The organism is Streptomyces sp. NPDC054932, assembly GCF_053610205.1.
Window position 1 is genome coordinate 1 of sequence record NZ_JBSGXU010000113.1, and the last position, 20,171, is coordinate 20,171.

The 20,171-nt window shown below is 68.5% G+C and carries 17 protein-coding genes and 1 tRNA gene; 5 read left to right on the top strand and 13 right to left on the bottom strand.

Going from position 1 to position 20,171, the window contains the following annotated elements; genetic code table 11:
- Positions 1-39: 39 nt before the first annotated feature.
- From rho to ACWGE1_RS26340, 7 genes are all read right to left on the bottom strand, one after another.
- Positions 40-2,124, bottom strand: a complete 2,085-nt coding sequence (rho, locus tag ACWGE1_RS26310; protein ID WP_453422947.1) for a transcription termination factor Rho — start codon at positions 2,122-2,124, stop codon at positions 40-42.
- Positions 2,125-2,555: 431 nt separating this feature from the next.
- A complete protein-coding gene (gene thrB, locus ACWGE1_RS26315; protein ID WP_453422948.1) occupies positions 2,556-3,482 on the bottom strand; it encodes a homoserine kinase in 927 nt (308 codons plus the stop codon).
- 336 nt (positions 3,483-3,818) lie between these two features.
- On the bottom strand, positions 3,819-4,889 hold the full coding sequence (thrC, locus tag ACWGE1_RS26320; protein ID WP_453422949.1) for a threonine synthase: 1,071 nt from the start codon (positions 4,887-4,889) through the stop codon (positions 3,819-3,821).
- A gap of 6 nt (positions 4,890-4,895) precedes the next feature.
- Positions 4,896-6,185 carry a homoserine dehydrogenase gene (locus tag ACWGE1_RS26325; RefSeq protein WP_453422967.1) on the bottom strand — a complete coding sequence of 430 codons (1,290 nt, stop codon included), beginning with the start codon at positions 6,183-6,185 and terminating at the stop codon, positions 4,896-4,898.
- Positions 6,186-6,311: 126 nt separating this feature from the next.
- Positions 6,312-7,703 carry a diaminopimelate decarboxylase gene (gene lysA, locus ACWGE1_RS26330; RefSeq protein ID WP_453422950.1) on the bottom strand — a complete coding sequence of 464 codons (1,392 nt, stop codon included), beginning with the start codon at positions 7,701-7,703 and terminating at the stop codon, positions 6,312-6,314.
- Between the two features lie 19 nt (positions 7,704-7,722).
- Positions 7,723-8,709: an ArgS-related anticodon-binding protein NrtL gene (gene nrtL / locus ACWGE1_RS26335; protein ID WP_453422951.1), complete on the bottom strand. Its 987-nt coding sequence runs from the start codon at positions 8,707-8,709 to the stop codon at positions 7,723-7,725.
- Positions 8,710-8,883: 174 nt separating this feature from the next.
- The gene (locus ACWGE1_RS26340; protein WP_453422968.1) at positions 8,884-9,357 is read right to left on the bottom strand and encodes a response regulator; all 474 of its coding nucleotides are present in this window, start codon (positions 9,355-9,357) and stop codon (positions 8,884-8,886) included.
- Positions 9,358-9,463: 106 nt separating this feature from the next.
- Here ACWGE1_RS26340 and ACWGE1_RS26345 point away from each other — a divergent pair.
- Positions 9,464-9,535 (top strand) — tRNA-Arg (locus tag ACWGE1_RS26345).
- Positions 9,536-9,859: 324 nt separating this feature from the next.
- Here the strand turns inward: ACWGE1_RS26345 and ACWGE1_RS26350 are convergent.
- Together ACWGE1_RS26350 and ACWGE1_RS26355 are read right to left on the bottom strand one after the other, a co-directional pair.
- Complete coding sequence (locus ACWGE1_RS26350) at positions 9,860-10,648, bottom strand: nuclease-related domain-containing protein (protein WP_453422952.1); 789 nt, start codon at positions 10,646-10,648, stop codon at positions 9,860-9,862.
- A 342-nt stretch (positions 10,649-10,990) separates the two neighbouring features.
- Positions 10,991-12,652, bottom strand: a complete 1,662-nt coding sequence (locus tag ACWGE1_RS26355; RefSeq protein WP_453422953.1) for a GmrSD restriction endonuclease domain-containing protein — start codon at positions 12,650-12,652, stop codon at positions 10,991-10,993.
- A gap of 589 nt (positions 12,653-13,241) precedes the next feature.
- Here ACWGE1_RS26355 and ACWGE1_RS26360 point away from each other — a divergent pair.
- Complete coding sequence (locus ACWGE1_RS26360; protein ID WP_453422954.1) at positions 13,242-13,418, top strand: HGGxSTG domain-containing protein; 177 nt, start codon at positions 13,242-13,244, stop codon at positions 13,416-13,418.
- A gap of 447 nt (positions 13,419-13,865) precedes the next feature.
- On the opposite strand, the gene ACWGE1_RS26365 is transcribed toward ACWGE1_RS26360, so the two are convergent.
- The 3 genes from ACWGE1_RS26365 to ACWGE1_RS26375 form a co-directional block, all read right to left on the bottom strand.
- Positions 13,866-14,624: a DUF6928 family protein gene (locus ACWGE1_RS26365; protein WP_453422955.1), complete on the bottom strand. Its 759-nt coding sequence runs from the start codon at positions 14,622-14,624 to the stop codon at positions 13,866-13,868.
- A gap of 221 nt (positions 14,625-14,845) precedes the next feature.
- Complete coding sequence (locus tag ACWGE1_RS26370) at positions 14,846-15,025, bottom strand: hypothetical protein (RefSeq protein WP_453422956.1); 180 nt, start codon at positions 15,023-15,025, stop codon at positions 14,846-14,848.
- A 245-nt stretch (positions 15,026-15,270) separates the two neighbouring features.
- Entirely contained in the window at positions 15,271-15,828 is a 558-nt protein-coding gene (locus ACWGE1_RS26375; RefSeq protein ID WP_453422957.1) for a DUF6082 family protein, read from the bottom strand.
- Between the two features lie 335 nt (positions 15,829-16,163).
- Here ACWGE1_RS26375 and ACWGE1_RS26380 point away from each other — a divergent pair, with 335 nt between their 5' ends.
- Both ACWGE1_RS26380 and ACWGE1_RS26385 read left to right on the top strand, forming a co-directional pair.
- On the top strand, positions 16,164-18,029 hold the full coding sequence (locus ACWGE1_RS26380; RefSeq protein ID WP_453422958.1) for a DUF262 domain-containing protein: 1,866 nt from the start codon (positions 16,164-16,166) through the stop codon (positions 18,027-18,029).
- Between the two features lie 220 nt (positions 18,030-18,249).
- On the top strand, positions 18,250-19,236 hold the full coding sequence (locus tag ACWGE1_RS26385) for an XdhC family protein (protein ID WP_453422959.1): 987 nt from the start codon (positions 18,250-18,252) through the stop codon (positions 19,234-19,236).
- A 22-nt stretch (positions 19,237-19,258) separates the two neighbouring features.
- Here the strand turns inward: ACWGE1_RS26385 and ACWGE1_RS26390 are convergent, their stop codons facing one another.
- Entirely contained in the window at positions 19,259-19,582 is a 324-nt protein-coding gene (locus ACWGE1_RS26390; protein WP_453422960.1) for a plasmid stabilization protein, read from the bottom strand.
- A 110-nt stretch (positions 19,583-19,692) separates the two neighbouring features.
- Here ACWGE1_RS26390 and ACWGE1_RS26395 point away from each other — a divergent pair, with 110 nt between their 5' ends.
- Positions 19,693-20,088, top strand: coding sequence for a DUF6479 family protein (locus ACWGE1_RS26395; RefSeq protein ID WP_373041067.1), 396 nt, complete (start codon positions 19,693-19,695; stop codon positions 20,086-20,088).
- Positions 20,089-20,171: the final 83 nt, after the last annotated feature.

A 20,171-nucleotide genomic window follows, 5' to 3' on the forward strand; every position in this document is an offset into this window, starting at 1 on the left:
GGTGCGGCGGGGGCTGTCGCGCGATGCGCGTGCCGGACGTCAGTCGTCGTTCTTGCCCGACGGGGTCGTCTTCGCGTACTGCATCAGGAACTCGGCGTTCGACTTCGTCTGCTTCATCTTGTCGAGAAGCAGCTCGATCGCCTGCTGCGAGTCGAGCGCGTGCAGCACCCGGCGCAGCTTCCAGACGATGGCGAGCTCCTCCGCGTTGAGGAGGATCTCCTCCTTGCGGGTGCCCGACGGGTCGACGTCGACGGCCGGGAAGATGCGCTTGTCGGCGAGCTTCCGGTCGAGCTTGAGCTCCATGTTGCCGGTGCCCTTGAACTCCTCGAAGATCACCTCGTCCATGCGCGAGCCCGTGTCGACGAGCGCAGTGGCCAGGATGGTCAGCGAGCCGCCGTCCTCGATGTTGCGCGCGGCACCGAAGAAGCGCTTCGGCGGGTACAGCGCGGTCGAGTCGACACCACCGGACAGGATGCGGCCGGAGGCGGGCGCCGCCAGGTTGTACGCGCGGCCCAGACGGGTGATGGAGTCCAGCAGGACGACCACGTCGTGACCCAGCTCGACGAGACGCTTGGCGCGCTCGATGGCCAGCTCGGCGACGGTGGTGTGGTCCTCGGCCGGGCGGTCGAAGGTCGAGGAGATGACCTCGCCCTTGACCGACCGCTGCATGTCGGTGACCTCTTCCGGACGCTCGTCGACCAGGACGACCATCAGGTGGCACTCGGGGTTGTTGGTGGTGATCGCGTTGGCGATCGCCTGCATGATCATGGTCTTACCGGTCTTCGGCGGGGCCACGATCAGGCCTCGCTGACCCTTGCCGATCGGCGACACGAGGTCGATGATGCGGGTCGTCAGCACGCCCGGGTCGGTCTCCAGACGGAGCCGGTCCTGCGGGTAGAGCGGGGTGAGCTTCTGGAACTCCGGTCGGCCGCGGCCGGATTCGGGCGCCATGCCGTTCACCGAGTCCAGGCGCACGAGGGCGTTGAACTTCTCGCGGCGCTCGCCGTCCTTGGGCTGGCGGACGGCACCGGTGGTGTGGTCACCCTTGCGCAGGCCGGCCTTGCGGACCTGGGCGAGCGAGACGTACACGTCGTTGGGGCCGGGCAGGTAGCCCGAGGTCCGGATGAACGCGTAGTTGTCGAGGATGTCGAGGATGCCCGCGACGGGGATCAGCACGTCGTCGTCGGCGACCTGCGGCTCGCTCGGCGCGAACTCGTCGCGGCCACGGCGGCCACGGCGGTCGCGGTAGCGGCCGCGACGGCCGCGACGGCCGTCCTCACCGTCGAAGTCGTCCTGGGGCCCGTTGTCCTGGCGGTCCTGACGACCCTGCTGGCCCTGGCCCTGACCCTGGCCGCGGCCGCCCTGCTGCTGGCGGTCGGCACGGTCCTGACGGCCGCCCTGGCCGCCCTGCGCGCCCTGACCCTGGCCGCCGCCCTGACCCTGGCCGCCCTGGCCCTGGTCGTCGGCCTTGGCACCGCGGTCACGGCGGTCGCGCTGACGGTCGGCACGGTCACCGCGGTCACGGCGGTCGCGACGGCCGCGGCCCTCGCCGTCCTGACCCTGCGCCTGGCCGGCGGAGACCGCGGTGGCGGCCTCGGCCTTGGCCTCGGACGGGGCGGTGGCGGCGGGAACCGTCTCGGTCTTCTGCTCGACCTGCACGGCAACGGGGGCCGAGGCCTCCGGGCTGCCGGTGGGGGCCGTGGCCCGACGGCGGCGGCGCTCACCGGCCGGCGCGTCGTCGCTGGCCGGCTGGCCCGGGATCTCGATCTGCGCCTGCGCGGCGGGCTTCTCGGCGGGCGCCTCGGCGGCGGCCTCGGTCGTGCGGGCCTTGCTGGTGGCGCGGCGCTTCGGCTTGGCCTCGGCGGTGTCTGCGGCAGCGGAGGCAGCGGCCTTGGGGGCACTGCTGCCCGCCTGCGCCTCCTTGATGACCTCGATCAGCTGGCTCTTGCGCATCCGCGCGGTGCCCCTGATCCCGAGGCCCGACGCGACCTGCTGCAGCTCGGCCAGGACCATGCCGTCAAGGCCGGTGCCGGTGCGTCGACGCTTGGGTGCGGCGCCCGCGGCGGGGGCACTGGTGTCGACAGAGGTGTCGGCAGCGCCCATCAGATCGGTGGTGTCGCTCACGAAGGGTCCTTCCCTGGAGCGGACGTCGGCCTGTCTGGCTCGGCGACCGGTTGTGCTGTCCGACAACAGTCCTAGGTGTGGACCGTGCCGGGGCGGTGGTCCGCCGGTAGAAGTACGGCGGAAGAAACGTGCATGGCTGGTTCCGGCGAGAAGCCCCCGAGCTGAAAGCGTGGGAATGTCACGCCGATTCCGGAGCGTGCTCGAAACTGCTGGAAGTGATCAAAGCAGTCGGGGAGGCTCCCGGAAGAAATGTGGTCCCGAATGGGGACACTGAGCACGGAGCCATGACGGCTTCCGATGCGCACTTGAGACTAACACTACCGGATCCAATAGATATTCCCCCTCTCAATCACCGGCAATCGCGCCTTCCGCGCGGGCGGCCTGCCCCGGCCGCCCGCCCCTGGTCGGCTGCGCACTCCCGTAAAGCGGCCTCAGCCGCCCTGGGTGCCCAGCGGAAGTACGCTCGCGCCCGCGGCGTCGAGTGCGAGCCGGTTGGCCGCCCACCCCTCGCCCGCGAGCTGCGCGACCTTGTCGGCCGCACCGTTGTCGACCAGCGCGAGGACGGTGGGTCCCGCGCCGGAGATGACCGCGGGGATCCCGTCCGCCCGCAGCCTGTTGACGAGTGCCACGCTCTCGGGCATCGCCGGGGACCGGTACTCCTGGTGGAGCCGGTCCTCGGTGGCCGGCAGCAGGAGCTCGGGACGCCTGGTCAGGGCTTCCACGAGCAGGCCCGCGCGACCCGCGTTGACGGCCGCGTCCACGTGCGGGACGGTGCGCGGCAGCAGGCCGCGCGCGGTCTCCGTCAGGACCGGCCTGGACGGTACGAAGACCACCGGAACGATGGATTCGGCGGGCTCCATCCGGATCGCCTTGGCGCTGCCGCCGTCCATCCAGGCGAGGGTGAATCCGCCGAGCAGACAGGCGGCGACGTTGTCGGGGTGGCCCTCGATCTCGGTGGCGAGCTCCAGCAGCGCCGCGTCGTCGAGCTTGGCCTCGCCGCCTATGGTCACGGCGCGCGCGGCGACGATGCCGGCGCAGATGGCGGCGGAGGAGGAGCCGAGGCCGCGACCGTGCGGGATGCGGTTGGCGCAGACGACCTCGAGGCCGCGCGGCTGACCGCCCAGCAGGTCGAAAGCGGTGCGCATGGCGCGTACGAGCAGGTGGCTCTCGTCCCGCGGGAGGGTGTCGGCGCCCTCACCCGCGATGTCGATGTTCAGGCCGGAGTCGGCCACCCGGACGACTACGTCGTCGTAGAGCCCCAGGGCCAGGCCCAGGGCGTCGAAGCCCGGGCCGAGGTTGGCACTGCTGGCGGGGACGCGCACCCGTACGGCGGCGGCGCGGAACGCTGGACCGGCCATCGTCCGATGACACTCCTTGTGACTGTGCGAGAACTTCGCTCTTCGCTGGCTCGCTGCGAATGTACTGGAGAACGTACGACACCCGAAGGCCCTCGGGGCAGCACCGCAGTCATATGCGCGGTGGCGGATGTAGGTACAGCGTATCGAAGGAAGGTTCTCTCGCGACATAGGGCGCACAGGAGGCGCACGATGCGTGTCGCGGACTTCGACCGGCTTCGACCGACTTCGGCCGCTTTTTTGTTGCCGTACGGGGTGAGTTGCCGGGTTCCGGAGGGCCTCGGGAAGGCCCCGGGAGGCCTTCGGGAGCCCTCCGGGACCCGGCTCACACGACTGCGGTCAGACCAGGCCGAGGCGCACGGCGGCGGCTTCGGCGTCCACCGGAACGGTGACCGGCTGCGGAGCGCCGGCGATCGCCCAGTCGGGGTCCTTCAGGCCGTTGCCGGTGACGGTGCACACGATCCTCTGGCCGGGGTCGACCAGGCCCAGCTCGGCGGCCTTGAGCAGGCCGGCCACCGAGGCGGCCGAGGCGGGCTCGACGAAGACGCCCTCCTGCGCGGCCAACAGCCGGTAGGCGGCCAGGATCTGGCGGTCCGTCACCTCGTCGATGAAGCCGCCCGACTCGTCACGCGCGGCGAGCGCGTAGTCCCAGGACGCCGGGTTGCCGATCCGGATCGCGGTGGCGATGGTGTGCGGCTCCTTGACGACCTCGCCGCGCACGATGGGCGCGGAACCGGATGCCTGGAAACCCCACACGCGGGGCGTACGGGTGGACAGGCCGTCGGCCTTGTACTCCTTGAAGCCCTTCCAGTACGCGGTGATGTTGCCGGCGTTGCCGACGGGCAGCACGTGGATGTCGGGGGCGTCGCCGAGCGCGTCGACGATCTCGAACGCGGCCGTCTTCTGGCCCTCGATACGTACCGGGTTGACCGAATTGACCAGCGCGACCGGGTAGTTGTCGGAGAGCGCGCGGGCCAGGTTCAGGCAGTCGTCGAAGTTGCCGTCCACCTGCAGGATCTTGGCGCCGTGCACCAGGGCCTGGCCCATCTTGCCGAGTGCGATCTTGCCGCGGGGCACGAGCACCGCGCAGACCATCCCGGCGCGCACCGCGTAGGCGGCGGCGGAGGCCGAAGTGTTGCCGGTGGAGGCGCAGATGACCGCCTTCGCGCCCTCCTCCTTGGCCTTGGTGATCGCCATGGTCATGCCGCGGTCCTTGAAGGACCCGGTGGGGTTCGCCCCCTCGACCTTCAGGTGGACCTCGCAGCCGGTGCGCTCGGAGAGCACCTGGGCGGGGACGAGGGGAGTGCCGCCCTCGCGGAGCGTCACCACGGGAGTCGCGTCCGTGACCGGCAGGCGGTCCCGGTACTCCTCGATGATGCCGCGCCACTGGTGGGTGCGATTGCTGCTCATGGGTCCTTACTCCCCTTCAACACGCATGATGCTGGCGACACCGCGGACGGTGTCCAGCTTCCGCAGCGCCTCGACGGTCCCGGAGAGGGCGGCGTCGGCGGCGCGGTGGGTGACGACGACGAGGGATGCCTCGCCGTCCTTGCCCTGCTGGCGGACGGTGTCGATCGAGACACCGTGCTCCGCGAACGTCGTCGCCACCTGGGCGAGGACGCCCGGCTTGTCGGCCACATCGAGGCTGATGTGGTAGCGCGTGACGACATCGCCCATGGGGCTGACCGGCAGCTGGGTGTACGCCGACTCGCCGGGCCCCGTTGCCTCGGCGAGCTTGTTGCGGGCGACGGCGACGAGGTCACCGAGGACCGCGGACGCGGTCGGCGCGCCGCCCGCGCCGGGCCCGTAGAACATGAGCCGCCCGGCGGCCTCCGCCTCGACGAAGACGGCGTTGTACGCCTCGCGGACGGAGGCGAGCGGGTGGCTGAGCGGGATCATCGCCGGGTGGACGCGGGCGGTGACGGACTGGCCGTCGGCGGCGCGCTCCAGGATGGCGAGGAGCTTGATGGTGCAGCCCATCCGCTTGGCGGAGGCGAAGTCGGCCGCGCTGACCTCGGTCATGCCCTCGCGGTACACGTCGTCCAGGCGGACGCGGGTGTGGAAGGCGATGCCGGCCAGGATCGCGGCCTTGGCGGCGGCGTCGTAGCCCTCGACGTCGGCGGTCGGGTCGGCCTCGGCGTACCCGAGGGCGGTGGCCTCGTCGAGCGCCTCCTGGTACCCGGCGCCGGTGGAGTCCATCTTGTCGAGGATGAAGTTCGTCGTGCCGTTGACGATGCCCATCACGCGGTTGATCTTGTCGCCGGCGAGCGACTCGCGCATCGGGCGGACCAGCGGGATGGCGCCGGCGACGGCGGCCTCGTAGTAGAGGTCCAGCCCGTGCTGCTCGGCCGCGGCGTGCAGCGCGGCACCGTCCTGGGCGAGCAGCGCCTTGTTCGCGGAGACCACGGAGATGCCCTGCTCGAAGGCGGTGGTGATGAGCGTACGGGCGGGCTCGATGCCGCCGATGACCTCGATGGCGATGTCGATGTCACCGCGTTTGAGGAGGGCGGTCGCATCGGTGGTGATCAGCGCGGGATCGATGCCCTCACGGACCTTCGAGGGGCGGCGCACGGCCACGCCGGCGAGCTCCACGGGCGCGCCGATCCTCTGCGTGAGGTCGTCGGCGTGCGTCGTCATGATGCGAGCCACTTCTGAGCCGACCACTCCACAGCCCAGCAGCGCCACCTTCAGCGGACGCGTACGCATCATTCGACCTACGCCTTTCGATCTTCCATCAGTACCCTGCGGGCGGTTTGCCCGCCGGGTGGAACCAGTCTCACTCAATGGACAGCAGTTTCCATCCTCGGTCCATTGAGTGAGACACCTATTTCATCATCCGAGGTCGAGCCGCAGGAGATCTTCCTCCGTCTCGCGGCGGACGATCACTCGCGCCTGTCCGTCGCGCACGGCGACGACGGGCGGGCGGAGCGCGTGGTTGTAGTTGCTGGCCATGGAGCGGCAGTACGCGCCGGTGGCCGGGACGGCCAGGAGGTCGCCGGGCGCGAGGTCGGCGGGCAGGAACGCGTCCTTCACGACGATGTCGCCGCTCTCGCAGTGCTTGCCGACCACGCGCACGAGCATGGGCTCGGCGTCGGAGGTGCGGGAGGCGAGCACGATGGAGTACTCGGCGTCGTACAGGGCGGTGCGGATGTTGTCGGACATCCCGCCGTCGACGCTCACGTAGGTCCGCAGGCCCTCCAGCGGCTTGATCGTCCCCACCTCGTACAGCGTGAACGCGGTCGGTCCGACGATGGCACGGCCGGGCTCCACGGAGATCCGGGGGGCACGCAGGCCGGCGCTCTCGCACTCCCGGGCCACGATCTCGTGCAGGGACTTGGCGATCTCGTGGGGCTCGCGCGGGTCGTCGTTCGAGGTGTACGCGATGCCGAGCCCGCCGCCGAGGTCGATCTCGGGCAGCTCCACCCCGTGCTCGTCCCGCACGGCGGCCAGCAGCTGCACGACGCGCTTGGCGGAGACCTCGAAGCCGGCCATGTCGAAGATCTGCGAACCGATGTGGGAGTGGACGCCGAGCAGCTCGAGCGAGTCGTGTCCGAGCGCGCGCCGCACGGCCTCGGCCGCGGAACCGTCGGCCACGGCGATGCCGAACTTCTGGTCCTCGTGCGCGGTGGCGATGAACTCGTGGGTGTGCGCCTCGACGCCGACGGTCACGCGGATCTGGACGGGCTGGCGCACGCCGAGCTCACGGGCGATGTGCGCGACGCGGGCGATCTCCTGGAAGGAGTCCAGCACGATGCGCCCGACCCCGGCCCCGACGGCCCGGCGGATCTCGCCCTCGGACTTGTTGTTGCCGTGGAAGGCGATGCGGGCGGCCGGCATCCCGGCGGCGAGGGCGGTCGTCAGCTCCCCACCGGAACACACGTCCACATTGAGCCCCTCCTCCTTCAGCCACTTCACGACGGCCTTGGAGAGGAACGCCTTGCCGGCGTAGAAGACGTCGGCGTCCTTGCCGAAGGCGTGCGCCCACGCCCGGCACCGCGCCCGGAAGTCCTCCTCGTCGAGGAAGTAGGCGGGGGTTCCGAACTCCTCGGCGAGCCGGGTGACTTCGATCCCGCCCACGGTGACGACGCCCTCGTCCGTCCGCTCGACCGTCCGGGCCCAGACCTTCTCGTCGAGGGCGTTCAGGTCGGCGGGCGGCGGGGAGTAGTGCCCCTCGGGCAGGACGTCGGCGTGGCGGGGCCCGGCGGGGTGCGCGGAACGGCTCATCGGTATCTCTCTTCGCGGGTCACAGGCGTGTCGGTGCATCCATGCCGAGCAGGGCCAGGCCGCCGGCCAGCACCGTCCCGGCGGCTTCGGCAAGAGCCAGCCGGGCGCGGTGGGCGGCCGAGGGTTTCTCGTCGCCCACGGGCAGAACGCGGTACTGGAAGTCGAGCAGCGCGTCGGCCAGCTCGACGAGGTGGCGGGCGAGCCGCTCGGGGGCACGGTGGTGCGCGGCGGCTTCGAGGACGAGGGGGTGGTCGGCGAGGACGCGCAGCAGGGCGGGCGCGTCGACCTCACCGGCCTCGGGGCGGAACCCGAGCTGCTCGGCATTGCGTACGAGCGCACGGGCGCGGGCATGGGCGTACCGCACGCGGAAGAACTCGTTGCTCTCCGCCTGGACGAGCAGTGCGTCGGAGAAGACCGGGGTCTCCCGCGCGGGAACGGTGAGCACGGCCCAGGTGACGGCATCGGCCCCGTAGCGGGCGACGACGTCGCGGTCCCGCCCGGCGAGGGGGGCGGCGGGCAGGTTCCCGGGCAGGTCGCGCTCGGTGCCGCCCTGGACGCGCACGAGCCGCAGGACGCTGCGGCGCACGAGGCGCTCGCGCAGCCCGGGGGCGGGGGCGGGACCGGGGGCGGTGAAGCCGGCACCGTCCCGCAGGTCCCGGATCAGGACGTCCCGGACGACGGCGTCCCGTATGACGGCGTCCCGTACGACTGCGGGGGCGGAGGGCGCGGGCAGCACGAAGTTGAGGAACCCGGCTCCCGTGACCTCGACACGCTCGATGCCGGGCTCGGCACCGAGCCGGCGGGCCAGTGCGTCCGCCACGTCGCGGGGCGGGCATCCGGCGGCCTTGGCGACCTGGAAGGCGACGGGGGTGGCGTAGTCCCCCACCCCACCGGGCCGGGTCCGCTCCACCACGACGCGCGTGGGCACCGTCCCGCCCAGCTCCCCGTCCTCGACGGCGCGGCGCACGGCGCGTACGACGCAACGGGAGAGGTCTGCGGGGGTCACGGGACCAGCCTAGGGGAGACGCCCCGTCATCAGTCGAAGGGTTTCGGCATGTGAACAGAGCGCTGGACACCGGTTCTGCGTACTGCAGGAAGCACCGACGCAAAAACAGGAGGCGAACCCGTCCCCTGAACCAACGGCGAACTCACTGGAGACTCACTGGAGACTCACCGGGAACTATCCCCTCCCCCGCCCGGCGGGGGCCCCTTTCCTCCCGTCGCGCCGGTCCTTGCGCTCGACCAGCCTGCGCACGACCCGCACGAGCTCGGCGGGCTCGAAGGGCTTGGCGAGGAAAGCATCCACCCCGGCCGCGGTCCCGGCCTCCACCTCCTGCTGCGTGCAGGCGCTGACGATGGCCACGGGCACGTCCCTGGTCCGCGGATCGGCCCGCAACTGCGAGGCCGCCCCGAACCCGTCCAGCCGGGGCATGACCACATCAAGGGTGATCACATCGGGACACACGCGATGCACGACGTCCAGACACTCGGCACCATCGTTCGCGGTCACGACCTCGAAGCCCTCCAGCTCGAGATTGACCTTGATCAGCTGCCGGATGACCTTGTTGTCGTCGACAACAAGCACCCGGCCCGAGACGCCTGGCACAACTCGAGAGTAGGTCGAGCCGGGCCCCCGCGTCCGGGTTTTCGCCACTTCCACCCCGTGCGGGCGAACCACCCCTCCATCCCCCGCAAACCGGTTCCTGATCACCCCATGGAAGCTGGTAGTGTTCAACCCGTCGCCGCAACACCAACGACGCGCCCCCGTAGCTCAGGGGATAGAGCAACGGCCTCCGGAGCCGTGTGCGCAGGTTCGAATCCTGCCGGGGGCACTTCGCAGGAAGTGCCCAAAGACCCCGCCATCAGCGGCAACGCTGAAGCCGGGGTCTTCGCGTATGTGCAGCCAACTGCCGCCCTGCGCACCCGTATGTCAGACCCTGCGGGCCATTCGTGGACAGGATCTTGACCGATCGCCCCAGGTCAGCCCGGGAAACACCGAAGACCCCCGGACAGGTCCAGGGGCCTCGCAGCGTAGCGCCAGTCACTCGCGTCCGAGGTCGTCGCGATCCGTCTCCTGGACGCCCTGGACAAAGCCGGCCCCCCACGTCCGCAGCCACGACGGCAAGCACCTGGTCTCAGCACGCTGACCACGCCGGTCACGCGTCGAGCCACGCTCGTCGATCTCGGGCGACGCTGTAGATCTGCTCAACTTGAGGTGTGGTGAAGACGCCCGAGAGAGGTGCCAAAGCCGAGACCTCCCTTTCTTGGTAGACGCGGACCGTGAGCTGAGTGGCGACGACGTCGAGCTTGAGGACGTCAACGAAGACCAGGACCGGCTCGACGGGTACAGCGAAGTCACAGTGCTTCTCCAGCACCTTTCGTGTGCGTTTGGCCTCTGACCGGCTCTTGATCCCGTACGGCTGAGCCTTACCGCCGTTGATCTTCACCATGTCATCCCCGACCCAGACGGTCTTCTGAGGATGCCGCTTGGTGTTGATGGTGAAGACCCCGCCAGGACCTATGAGCAGGTGATCGATGTCCACCTGGCGCGGCAAAGGGACAGAGTGCAGGACACGCCACCCCTGACGGGTCAGCCGATCCAGTTCCTCCCCGACCCGGCGCTCGCCGGCCAAACCGGTGCGCCAGGAGTCCCCGTCAGTCCTGCGCCGGAGCATCCAGGCGACCACACGCTCAAGGAAGCCGGTCCCCGTCTCGGCAAGTTGCCTCCGCAACTCCTCGCCGGGACGATTGGAAGCGAGATCGTTCTCTGGTGTCAGCGGAAGCAGGGTCGGCCCGGGAACGACGAACGGAGAACCGGACGTCATGTAAGCCGACTGGCGAGCCAGGGCATCCACAACAGCGTCACCGTAGCCAGTGCGTAAGAACGTGATCTCTCCGGTCTTACGGTCCGCCCACGCCACCGCTGTTCCGTCCGGCAGATTCACGTACAGACGATCGTGCCCATACCGCTTCCACGAAGTGACCCTCAGCTGGTCCACTCATCCCCCAGGTGCGCGCAGCGACGTTCACGCCATGGCAGCAGCGGACCAGCAAAGCCACAAGAGCGCCCATGCGGTAAGGCTTTCCCTACTTCATCAAGGCACCCGCCGCGCACGCGCGGCGCGTGCGGCCCGACTCCGATTCGGCCAGCCAGCTCTGCACGAGAGTGCCACCATGGGGCGGCCGCGCTCGTACCGCGCCCCTGTCTGCCTCCGTCCTGCACCCCATCAGAACGTTCCAGGTTGCGCGGTGGGAGGACAGGTTGGCCAGCCGTCCTCCCACATTCCTCATTCGCTCGTAACCGACTCAATGGCCTTGATGACCAGCTCCTTGCGGGAAAAGAGGAAGGCCCCGTAGTTATCGTGCCGCACGGGAGATTTCTGCTCTGCCGGCAACAGATGCGATTTCAGAATTCCACCCACCTCTTCCTCCCCCAAAGCCTCTTCCATCGTTGCCAGATACTCTGAAGGGGCACGCTTTCCAATGCTCTGATTGGTCCTCTTGTCGATCAGTGCTCGATTGAGGATCAACTCAGAGTTACCGGGATCGCCCACTTCCTCTAGATACTTCTTCGGGAAAATGTGATGCGCATCCACGCTCTCTTCCAGGATCTTACCTGGTGTCAAGCTTGAACCAGAGTGGAAGTCGCGCGCTCCATTGCTCAGCGTCAGCGCCATGACACCCTTATACAGGGCTTGCAAATTAGTCCGAGCCGTATCCAGGATCTCGCCGGCGAATGCAAACCCCTCCACAGCTTCAGGGATACCCTCACCGTCATTTACCCAGGAGGCAAGGTCCGTGAAATCTTTTCCAGCTTGACTATTTCCACCCTGGTCGTAATTCCTCGAAAAGACGGAGCACCAGAAGAAGCGGCGAAGCTTCCGCAATGCCGATCCGTTCTCAACCGATCGCTTGGATTCAACCTCGCACCAAACGGCAGCCAAGGGAACCAGGATCATGGAATATGGAAGCCACTTCGGAGCAAGGACTCCGCATTCATCGCGGAGAAACGTCAGGGCGCGCGCTGCACCCTGAGCAACCTGATCCCAGTACCTTTCAAACTCCGCAGGAGTAAGCTCCAATACGTCACTGCGTTGAGCAGAAGCCCTACCACCCCTAGATTTTTCAGCGGTTGCTCGGAGTGAAACCGCTTGAAGTAGATAGTACGCATCAACTTCAAATGACCCTAGGATCGGATGCTTCTCCTGCACCCGTTCCCAGTCTCTTCGCAAATCCACTCCAGCGGGCCAAAAGCGGGCCGCCAAGAGTTCGAATACGCTTAGCTTCACGCCAGTTCGGTTTATAGTTTCAAAGATTCGGCATACCGCATCAAGAGGAGTTGCCTCCGGAAGTTCAACCACAGGGAAGCGATAATTCCCAATCGGCTGCAAATATCTCCGAACCAGCTGCCGAACTTGATTCCGGCGAGCCTTCCAATCCTCCCCTTCCACCGCCTCCTCCATGACATCGAGCCACTCTTCAATTAGCTCGGATCCGATTAGAGATAGCGGGAAGAGTGACTGTTTGATCTCTTCCGCAATAGTGGCCGGAGGGCGCCTACGTACCTGCTTGGCGTTGAGGTCGCGATACACGATTACGTCATCAAGACGGCTTGCGTCGAGAAGGCCCGGGGCGTTCGAGTCAAGCTCACTCAAGAGCGCAAGATCGACGAAGAACCTCTGCTGCCCCGTACCGGTCAAGGCTTGAAATATCGAAGTGAGCCGCTGCTGCCCATCGAGGACCAAAGCGGCTGACTCTTTAAGCGCAGTATCAAACCCTTCGAAGGGTCGCCGCCTAATCTGCGGCGTCTTCTGTTCCCAAAAGAGGAGGGTTCCTGCTGGGTAGCGGGCAATTATGGAGACGAGGAGTTTTTGCGTGTCCGCCGGATCCCAAACAAAGCTTCGCTGGAAGTCGGGTATGGCCAGTCGACCTCGCTTCATATCGTCCATCAGGTCCTTGATGGATGGCGTGTCGGGAGTTGACATTTGCTTAGACGGGTGATGCTCCTGCCGAACCATTAGCCCCCCTCAGGGCAAGTAGCCATACGTGATGGTTAATCATAGTGATGCCCCATCAGTCCGCAGTAGCTGGCCCACGGTAGTTACAACTCGTACACCTTTGACTGCCGTCACTGTGGTTGTCCCCGCAACTGCGGTCAACGTCAGGTGGCAGGGCGAGCTTCAGGCGTCCTTCGGCGTGGCGTGGCACACCCTCGGTGGGCGCCTCACAGTGTCCAAGGGGCGTTGGGGCGCCGTTGGTGCCGGCGTGCCTGGCGGGTACCAGCAACGCCGTCCCTGCCCGCACATCACCCGGGACTCACCGGCATCACTCTCCGAGAGCTACGGACTGTGGACTGGCACGGCTTGCTCAACCTGGCTCTGACTCTCCGGTCTGCTGAAACGCGTCGGCCAAATGGGTCTCCGGGGCCGTGTGCCGGCGGTGCTCCTGTCCGCCTTGCCTGCGCCTTCCCAGCGGTTGTCCTTGGCGAGACCATCCCGAGGTCCGATCGTCGACGACGCTGGAAGCAGGTGGGGGCGGATGACTCAGCCCAGGTGTGGGGCGCAGACGGCTAAGGGGCGGCCGTGTGCCAAGCCCGCGATCATGAACAGCTCTCGGTGTCAGTTACACCAGGGCGGCTGGTCGAGCTATGGGGTGGCGCAGCAGAAGAAGAAGGAAGCTGAAGCGAAGATGCGGCAGCTTCGGAGGAAGAAGTGAGCTGATGAGCGGCCTGGCGCTGACATCGATGGGTGACATCAACGGCGGTGGACACCGACAGTGCCGGGCGGTTGCGGAGAGGTGTCGCGGTCTGAGCTCACGAGCTGATGGGCGGGAGCCGGGCGAGCTTACGAAGTAGCTGCCGTCGACCGCAGGACAGGACTTCAGGGCTCGCAGCCCATTTGTGGACCGATGAGGTACGACAGACCGCTTCTAGGCTCTTGACCTGCTGTCACACCTGAGACGCACGGGGTCTCCGACGCCGTGTGCGCAGGTTCGAATCCTGCCGGGGCACTTCGCAGGAAGTGCCCAAAGACCCCGCCATCAGCGCTTTAGCTGAGACGGGGTCTTCGCGTATGTGCAGCCGTGTGCCACCGCATGCGGAACCTGCGGCCTATGCGCGGGATGGGCGGTGTTCCGCTCCGCAGCCGCTGGAGCCCCGCAGGTTCAGAGGCTGTCCCGCTCCATCAGCGAGCCGTCAGGGCCCATCGTGTAGATCCGTGGCGGCCCCATTCGTTCCATGGCCTTCCTCAGTGCCGCTTCCTTGTCGGCGGGGCTGGGAGCGTGCGGGTCCAACACGCGAAAGCCGAGCAGTTCGACCCTGTCGGCGTCCACGTCCTCGGGCTCGGGACGGCCCTCCTGGACGAAACCGCAGAGCGAACGCAGCGCGTCTTCTCCAAGCTCCAGGGGGTGGAAGGGCAGGGCGTACGGCTCCTCTTCCTCACCGGGCCAGGGAATCACGTCCGCCGGGCGGTCCCCGGCCCAGTAGGGAAGCTCGAAGGAAAGCGGTTCCCCGATGTTCTCGATGATCCCGCTGTCCGGTGACAGGCTCAGAGAGCGGATGAGGCGTCCGTCTTCCCAGACGGCGAACGCCAGCCAGTCGACCACGCTGTGCATGGCATGCAGGACCAGCCGTCGGCCGGCACTCGCCGCCACAAGGTGCTCGGGAAGCCGTGACGGGAAATCGATCATCACGCGCCGATCGCAGATGACCTCCACGCCCGCCCAGCTCGCCGCATAGGTCGTTCCGTCGGGGGGATGGACGCCCCGCCCCAGGGCCGAACCCCGAGTCTCTTCGATCTCACAGCCCGGATACAGGCGCCGCATCGTGCGGGACGTCTGCTCCACGTCCGCCGCACTCACTTGTCGCAGCAGACCCGGCACATCGCCGTCGGCATACACGAGCAGACCGGTCTTGGCTCCCAAAGCCCCTCCCCCAAACCCACTGCTGAATCGTGGCTGCACCGTATCCGCCGGCCCTGACAGCAGCGGATCAGCGGGTGGCCTCGGATTGCCGCGCATTCGCCGACTCGAGCCGGGCCGTGCCGGGGCGTTTCTGCCGAACCAGCGTGAAGGCCTGGACACAGTCCCCACTGAGTCCAGGCCTTTGTTGTTGGTGCTGGTCGCGACAGGGCTCGCCGACTTCCTCAGCTGAGGATGTGCACGAGCAACGCAGCCGTGGCTGTGAGCGCCGAGAGAAGGGCCGGCCCTCCGACCGACCGTACGAAGTGGCCCTGACCGTCGACCCGCCCCGCGTTGCTCAGCCTGACGTCGATGAAGTGTTCACGCACCACCAGGTCGGCGCTCCCTTCCGTCAGTACTGCCACCGTGACGGGTTGGCCCCTTTTGGCAAGGGGCCGAACAGAACCGACTTACCTGAAACCGAGCAGGCTCCCACCAGCGAGTGCGCACCGGCTGCCTCTGCGGTGAGAAGTTCGACGGTCGGTGTCTGCAGGTCCAGTTCCAGCGGCCGCCCTCGATCGCACTGTTCGCTTGAAATGGCATGCCGGCCCGGGTTGGCTGTACCGGATCCCCGACTGGCGTGCCGGCGCCGATGCGTGCGTTGCCGCCGTCACTCGGTACCCGTTCGGATGAAGTAGCCGTCCGCCGGCACCTCAGGGCCTGCGCTGATCGCGGCCCGATACCTCTCTTCCACTATCTCGGCGAACATCACAGCTCTTCGATTCCGCCCTCCGATGGCGCCGCGAAGCCACTCACGGCGACCGTGACTCCAGTGCAGTCTTCCTATCTCGCCGCGAAAATGCCGATCGAGAATGAATCGAAGCGTGGAGGCGTCCACATCTCCCAGTTGATACGCGGCATGCCATCTCCCCATGATCAGATTGGTGAACATGACCTGTCGGTATCGTTCGAACGTCATCGGGATGCCGGGCGGTTCCCAGCATGCAGCGAGGGCGCGATCCTCCATGGCCAGATAGACCATTTGCCTATGGGTAGCCCTGTCCCGTTCGTCCCTGACGGCCTTCGTCTGCTGCGCCTGATACATGAGTGAGACCGCGACACCTGACAGCGCAATGCCGGACAGCAGCACCGACGTCGCGCTGAAAGCCTGGGTGCGGTCACCGAGAAGTTTGAATGCCGAGGCCAGAAGCACGGCGAGCAGCGCCATCGCTACGGCCGCGGAGACCAGGAGTCGGCGAGGAATTCTCAAATCGAGGCCTCCTCCCCTTCGATACCACCCGTTCCCGCCCGTTCCCGCCCATGTTGGCAGCACCAAGAGACGGGAACAATAGGCGGATTGGGCGGACAATACGACCCTTCTGAACCCTCTGACCCAGGAAGTGCCGGCAGACACGCTGATTTCATGGACGGAAGCTGCATCCCGGTGCGTTGCACCGGGCGCCTGCTGTCGGCGCGGGGTGGAGGTTGCGGCTTTTGCGGAGTCGGTGTTCCGGGGGTGGGAGATCGCTACCGTGGTGAGCGTTCGGTTGAAGGAGGGGAGCCATGAAGGCTGACACGGTTGATCTGCGGCGGATCTTCGGCAAGGACGTCCGGTACACGGTGCCGCTGTTCCAGCGTCCTTACGTCTGGGACCGGGACGACAACTGGGCCGCCCTGTGGGAGGACGTTCGCCGGACCGTGGAGCGGGCGGAGGAGGCCGTGCAGTCCGGGGAGACCGTCGCGCCGCACTTTCTCGGCGCCGTCGTCTTCGACGAGGCGCCCCACATGTCGTCCGATCTCGAGACCCGGCAGGTCATCGACGGGCAGCAGCGCCTGACCACGCTCCAGCTGTTCCTCTTCGCGGCGCGGCTGTCGGCCACCGCCCAGGACGACAAGAAGTCCGTACGGCTGCTCAGCAAGTTCCTGGAGAACGACCAGGACCTGTACGACCGCGGCCGGCACCCCGACCACCTCTACAAGGTCTGGCCCACGAACGCCGACCGCGAAGAGTTCCGTTCCGTCATGCTCGGCAAGGGCGGCAGCGGCCGGCTGACCCAGGCGGTCGACTACTTCCAGCAGGAGATCGACAAGTGGCTGGCCGAGGCGCCCGAACCGCACGAGCGGCTCGGGGCGCTGGTGCAGACGATGCGTGAGCACCTGCGCCTGGTCATCATCGACCTGGAAGAACACGACGACGCCCAGGTCGTCTTCGAGACGCTCAACAGCCGCGGCACCCCGCTGGAACACGCGGACCTGGTCAAGAACCTGCTGTTCCGGGACGCCGAGCACGCCGGCGCGGACATCGACCGCCTCTACCGGACCTACTGGGCCCCCTTCGACCAGGCCGAGTGGCGGACCGAGCAGACGACGGGCCGCATCACGCGCAGCCGCCTCGACGTCTTCTTGACCTATTGGCTCACCATGCGCACACAGCGCGAGTTCACCTCCTCGGCGCTGTTCAAGGAGTTCGAGCGCTGGCTGCGCGCCGCCCCCGCTCCCACCGAGGAGGTGTTCGCGGAGCTGACGCGGTACGCCGAGATCTACGAGCGTCTCGACCAGTACCCGGCGCACGGGCCCGAGGGCCGGTTCCTGTACCGGATGAAGGTCATGCAGATGTCGACACCGATGCCTCTGCTCCTCTTCCTCTACGGGCTCAGCGAGGAGGTGCTCACACCCGAGCGCCGGCGCAACGCCATCCGCGCCATCGACAGCTACCTCGTGCGGCGGGCGATCCTCAACCTCAGCAACCGTGACTACAACCACGTCTTCCGCGACCTCGTCGCCGCCGCGGCCCGGGAGCCCGGGCGGGCGGACGAAGTCATCATCAAGACCCTGACGGGGATGCACGGCCAGCACCGCAACTGGCCGACCGATGCCGAATTCCGCACGGCCCTGGAGCAGGACCCCCTGTACGCCCGGCTCTACCGCCACCGGGTCCGCATCCTCCTGGAGGCGCTGGAGGACGAGCTGCGCACCGACCACACGGAGCAGCTCACCGCCCCGATCGGCGAGCAGCTCGGCTCGAAGCTGACGATCGAGCACGTCATGCCGCAGAGCTGGCGCGACAACTGGCCTCCCCTGGCGGACGATCCGGACGAAGGGGCCGGCCGCGACGAGCTGGTGCACACCCTCGGCAATCTGACCCTGGTCACGGCCCGCCTCAATCCCACCCTCGGCAACATGGCGTGGGACGACAAGCGCCGGTGGCTCGGTGAGCACAGCCTCCTGCGCCTCACCCACGGCACGCTGCTCAATCCCCCGCCCGGTTCCGGCATCGACGCGTGGGCCTCCTGCTGGGACGAGGACCGGATCCGTGCGCGGGGCGCCCATCTCGCCTCGGTGGTCCTGGGCATCTGGCCGTCGGCCGACGGACTGCGCGCCGCCGAGACCGTCCCTGCCGTCCCCGCTTCCAGGGCCGCCGGGCGCTGACCGGCCGGCACCACGTACGGGACGCCGGGACGCCGGGACGCCGGGACGCAGGGAGGCGGCGGTCGCGTACCGGTGGTCCGTACGAGGGAGGTGGGGCGGGGTCTGTGGGATTCGGGGGGTGGGGCAGGGCCCGGTGGGTGCGTACGTTGGGAGGTGAGCCCGCCGTGTACCGCTGACCGGGTGCTTCGTGGGGGCTCCGGCGACGAGGATGGAGCAGCGGATGCGTGAGCTGGTGCAGACGGCACGGCAGTGGGTGGCCGAGGGACGGGCCGGGTATCTGGCGCGGCCCGTGACCGAGCAGGGGTTCGGGCCGCGGGATCCGGCCGGGGCGGTGCTCGTCGATACGCGGGGGGAGTGTGTCGGCACCCTCTACCGCGGGGTCTTCGACGCCGAGCTCGCCGCCGAGGTCGCGGCCCTGCCGGCCGGGGTCACGGCGCGGGTGTGCGAGGTGTCCGTGCGCGCCGCCGAGGCGGTGGCGGCGAAGCTGACCTGCGGCGGGCAGGCCGAGGTGCTGCTGCAGCCGCTCTCGGCGATCCCGGCCCAGTGGTGGGAGCTGCTCGGCGAGGGGGCCGGGGTGGCGTTGGTGACCCGGTTGAACGAGGCCGCGGACCGGGCCGTCAGTGAGGTCGTACGGGCCACGGACACGCCGGACGACGACGCCGGGCGGCGGGCGGGCGAGCTGCTGGCGACCCGGCGGGCCGGGCGGGACGCGCTGTACGCGGAGTCCGGGCTGGTGCTGGTCGAGGCGTTCCCGTCGGCCCCGTACGTGGTCATCGGCGGCGGCGGTGAGCTGGCCGGGATCATCGAGCGGCAGGCGCAGCTGCTGGGCTGGGATTCCGTGCTGGTCACCGCCCCGGAGGAGGCCGGCCGGGTGCTGGAGGCGCGCCGGGACGCCGCGTGCCTGGTCATGCTGAGCCACGAGGAGTCGTTCGACGTGCCGACGCTGCGGGTGGCGCTGGCCCGCGGGGTTCCGTACGTCGGCGCGCTGGGTTCGCGCAGGACCACGGCCCGGCGGCGGGAGGGGCTGCTCGCGGCCGGGGTCACCGAGGCCGAACTGGCCCGCGTGCACGGCCCGATCGGCCTGGACCTCGGCGCCCGTACCCCGGCGGAGACCGCCCTGGCGATCTGCGCCGAGATCCTGGGGGTGCTCGGGGAGCGCACGGCCGCCGGCGCCCTGCGGGACACCGAGGGCCCCATCAACTCCTAGAGGGTGTCCGGCACCTGGCCGTTCATTCGCCCAGGGCCCGCTTGAGCTGCGCCTTGTTCATGTCCGAGCGGCCGTGGACGCCCCGGCGCCGGGCCTCGGCGTAGAGCTGGTCGTACGTGGGGCCCTGCGCGCCCGAGTGGGAGTGCAGGCCCCCGCGGCGGGACGAGGAGATGTCCTCGACGGATTCCCTGCTCGCGGTCCGGGATTCGCCGGCCCGGGCGCGTTCCTTGTTCACCGTCCGGGCGGCGATCTCCTTCGCCTTCTTCTCGGGCTCGCCGCGCTGTTCCAGTCCCTCCTTGATGTGTTCGTACTGGCGTTCGCGCTTCGGGGAAGATCCGCGGGGCATGGCCGGCCTCCTACTCGTTCCGCGTCCGGGCCCGGCGCCTACCCCGGATGGCCCAATGTATCCAGTGCATAGCAGCGCATATCGGACCTGAGTACGGGAAACTGGTCCGTATGGACACGACCCTGAGCGTGGACGCGACCCTCGCCGACATCGCATGGTTCCTGGTCGTCGGCATCCTCGTCGCCGGCTTCCTGCTGGGCGGCTTCCTCCTGGGCAAGAAGGTACGGGCCAAGGAGCCACCCCCGCCCACCCCCGAGAGCCAGCCGCACCTGCCCGAAGGCGGCGCGGTGTACGAGGTCCGCGAGGAGCGGGACCAGGTCGAGATCCCCGAGGGGGGCCTGCGGCCGCACGAGATGCAGGGCTACGGGAACTTCGGCTCCACCACCAGCAGTCATCCGGACGAGGTCCGGGCGGAACGGGAGTCCGGATACAAGCTGCCGGAGGGCCCGGGTCCGCATCCGCAGCCGGGGGCTCCCCCGGACGCCGGACGCGGCGCGCACGCCTGACGCTGCAGCCACACCCGACGCAGCGCGCACGCCCGGCGCATCCGCTCCCACGGCCTCTGGCCCGCGCCTCCCGCGCGGGTCAG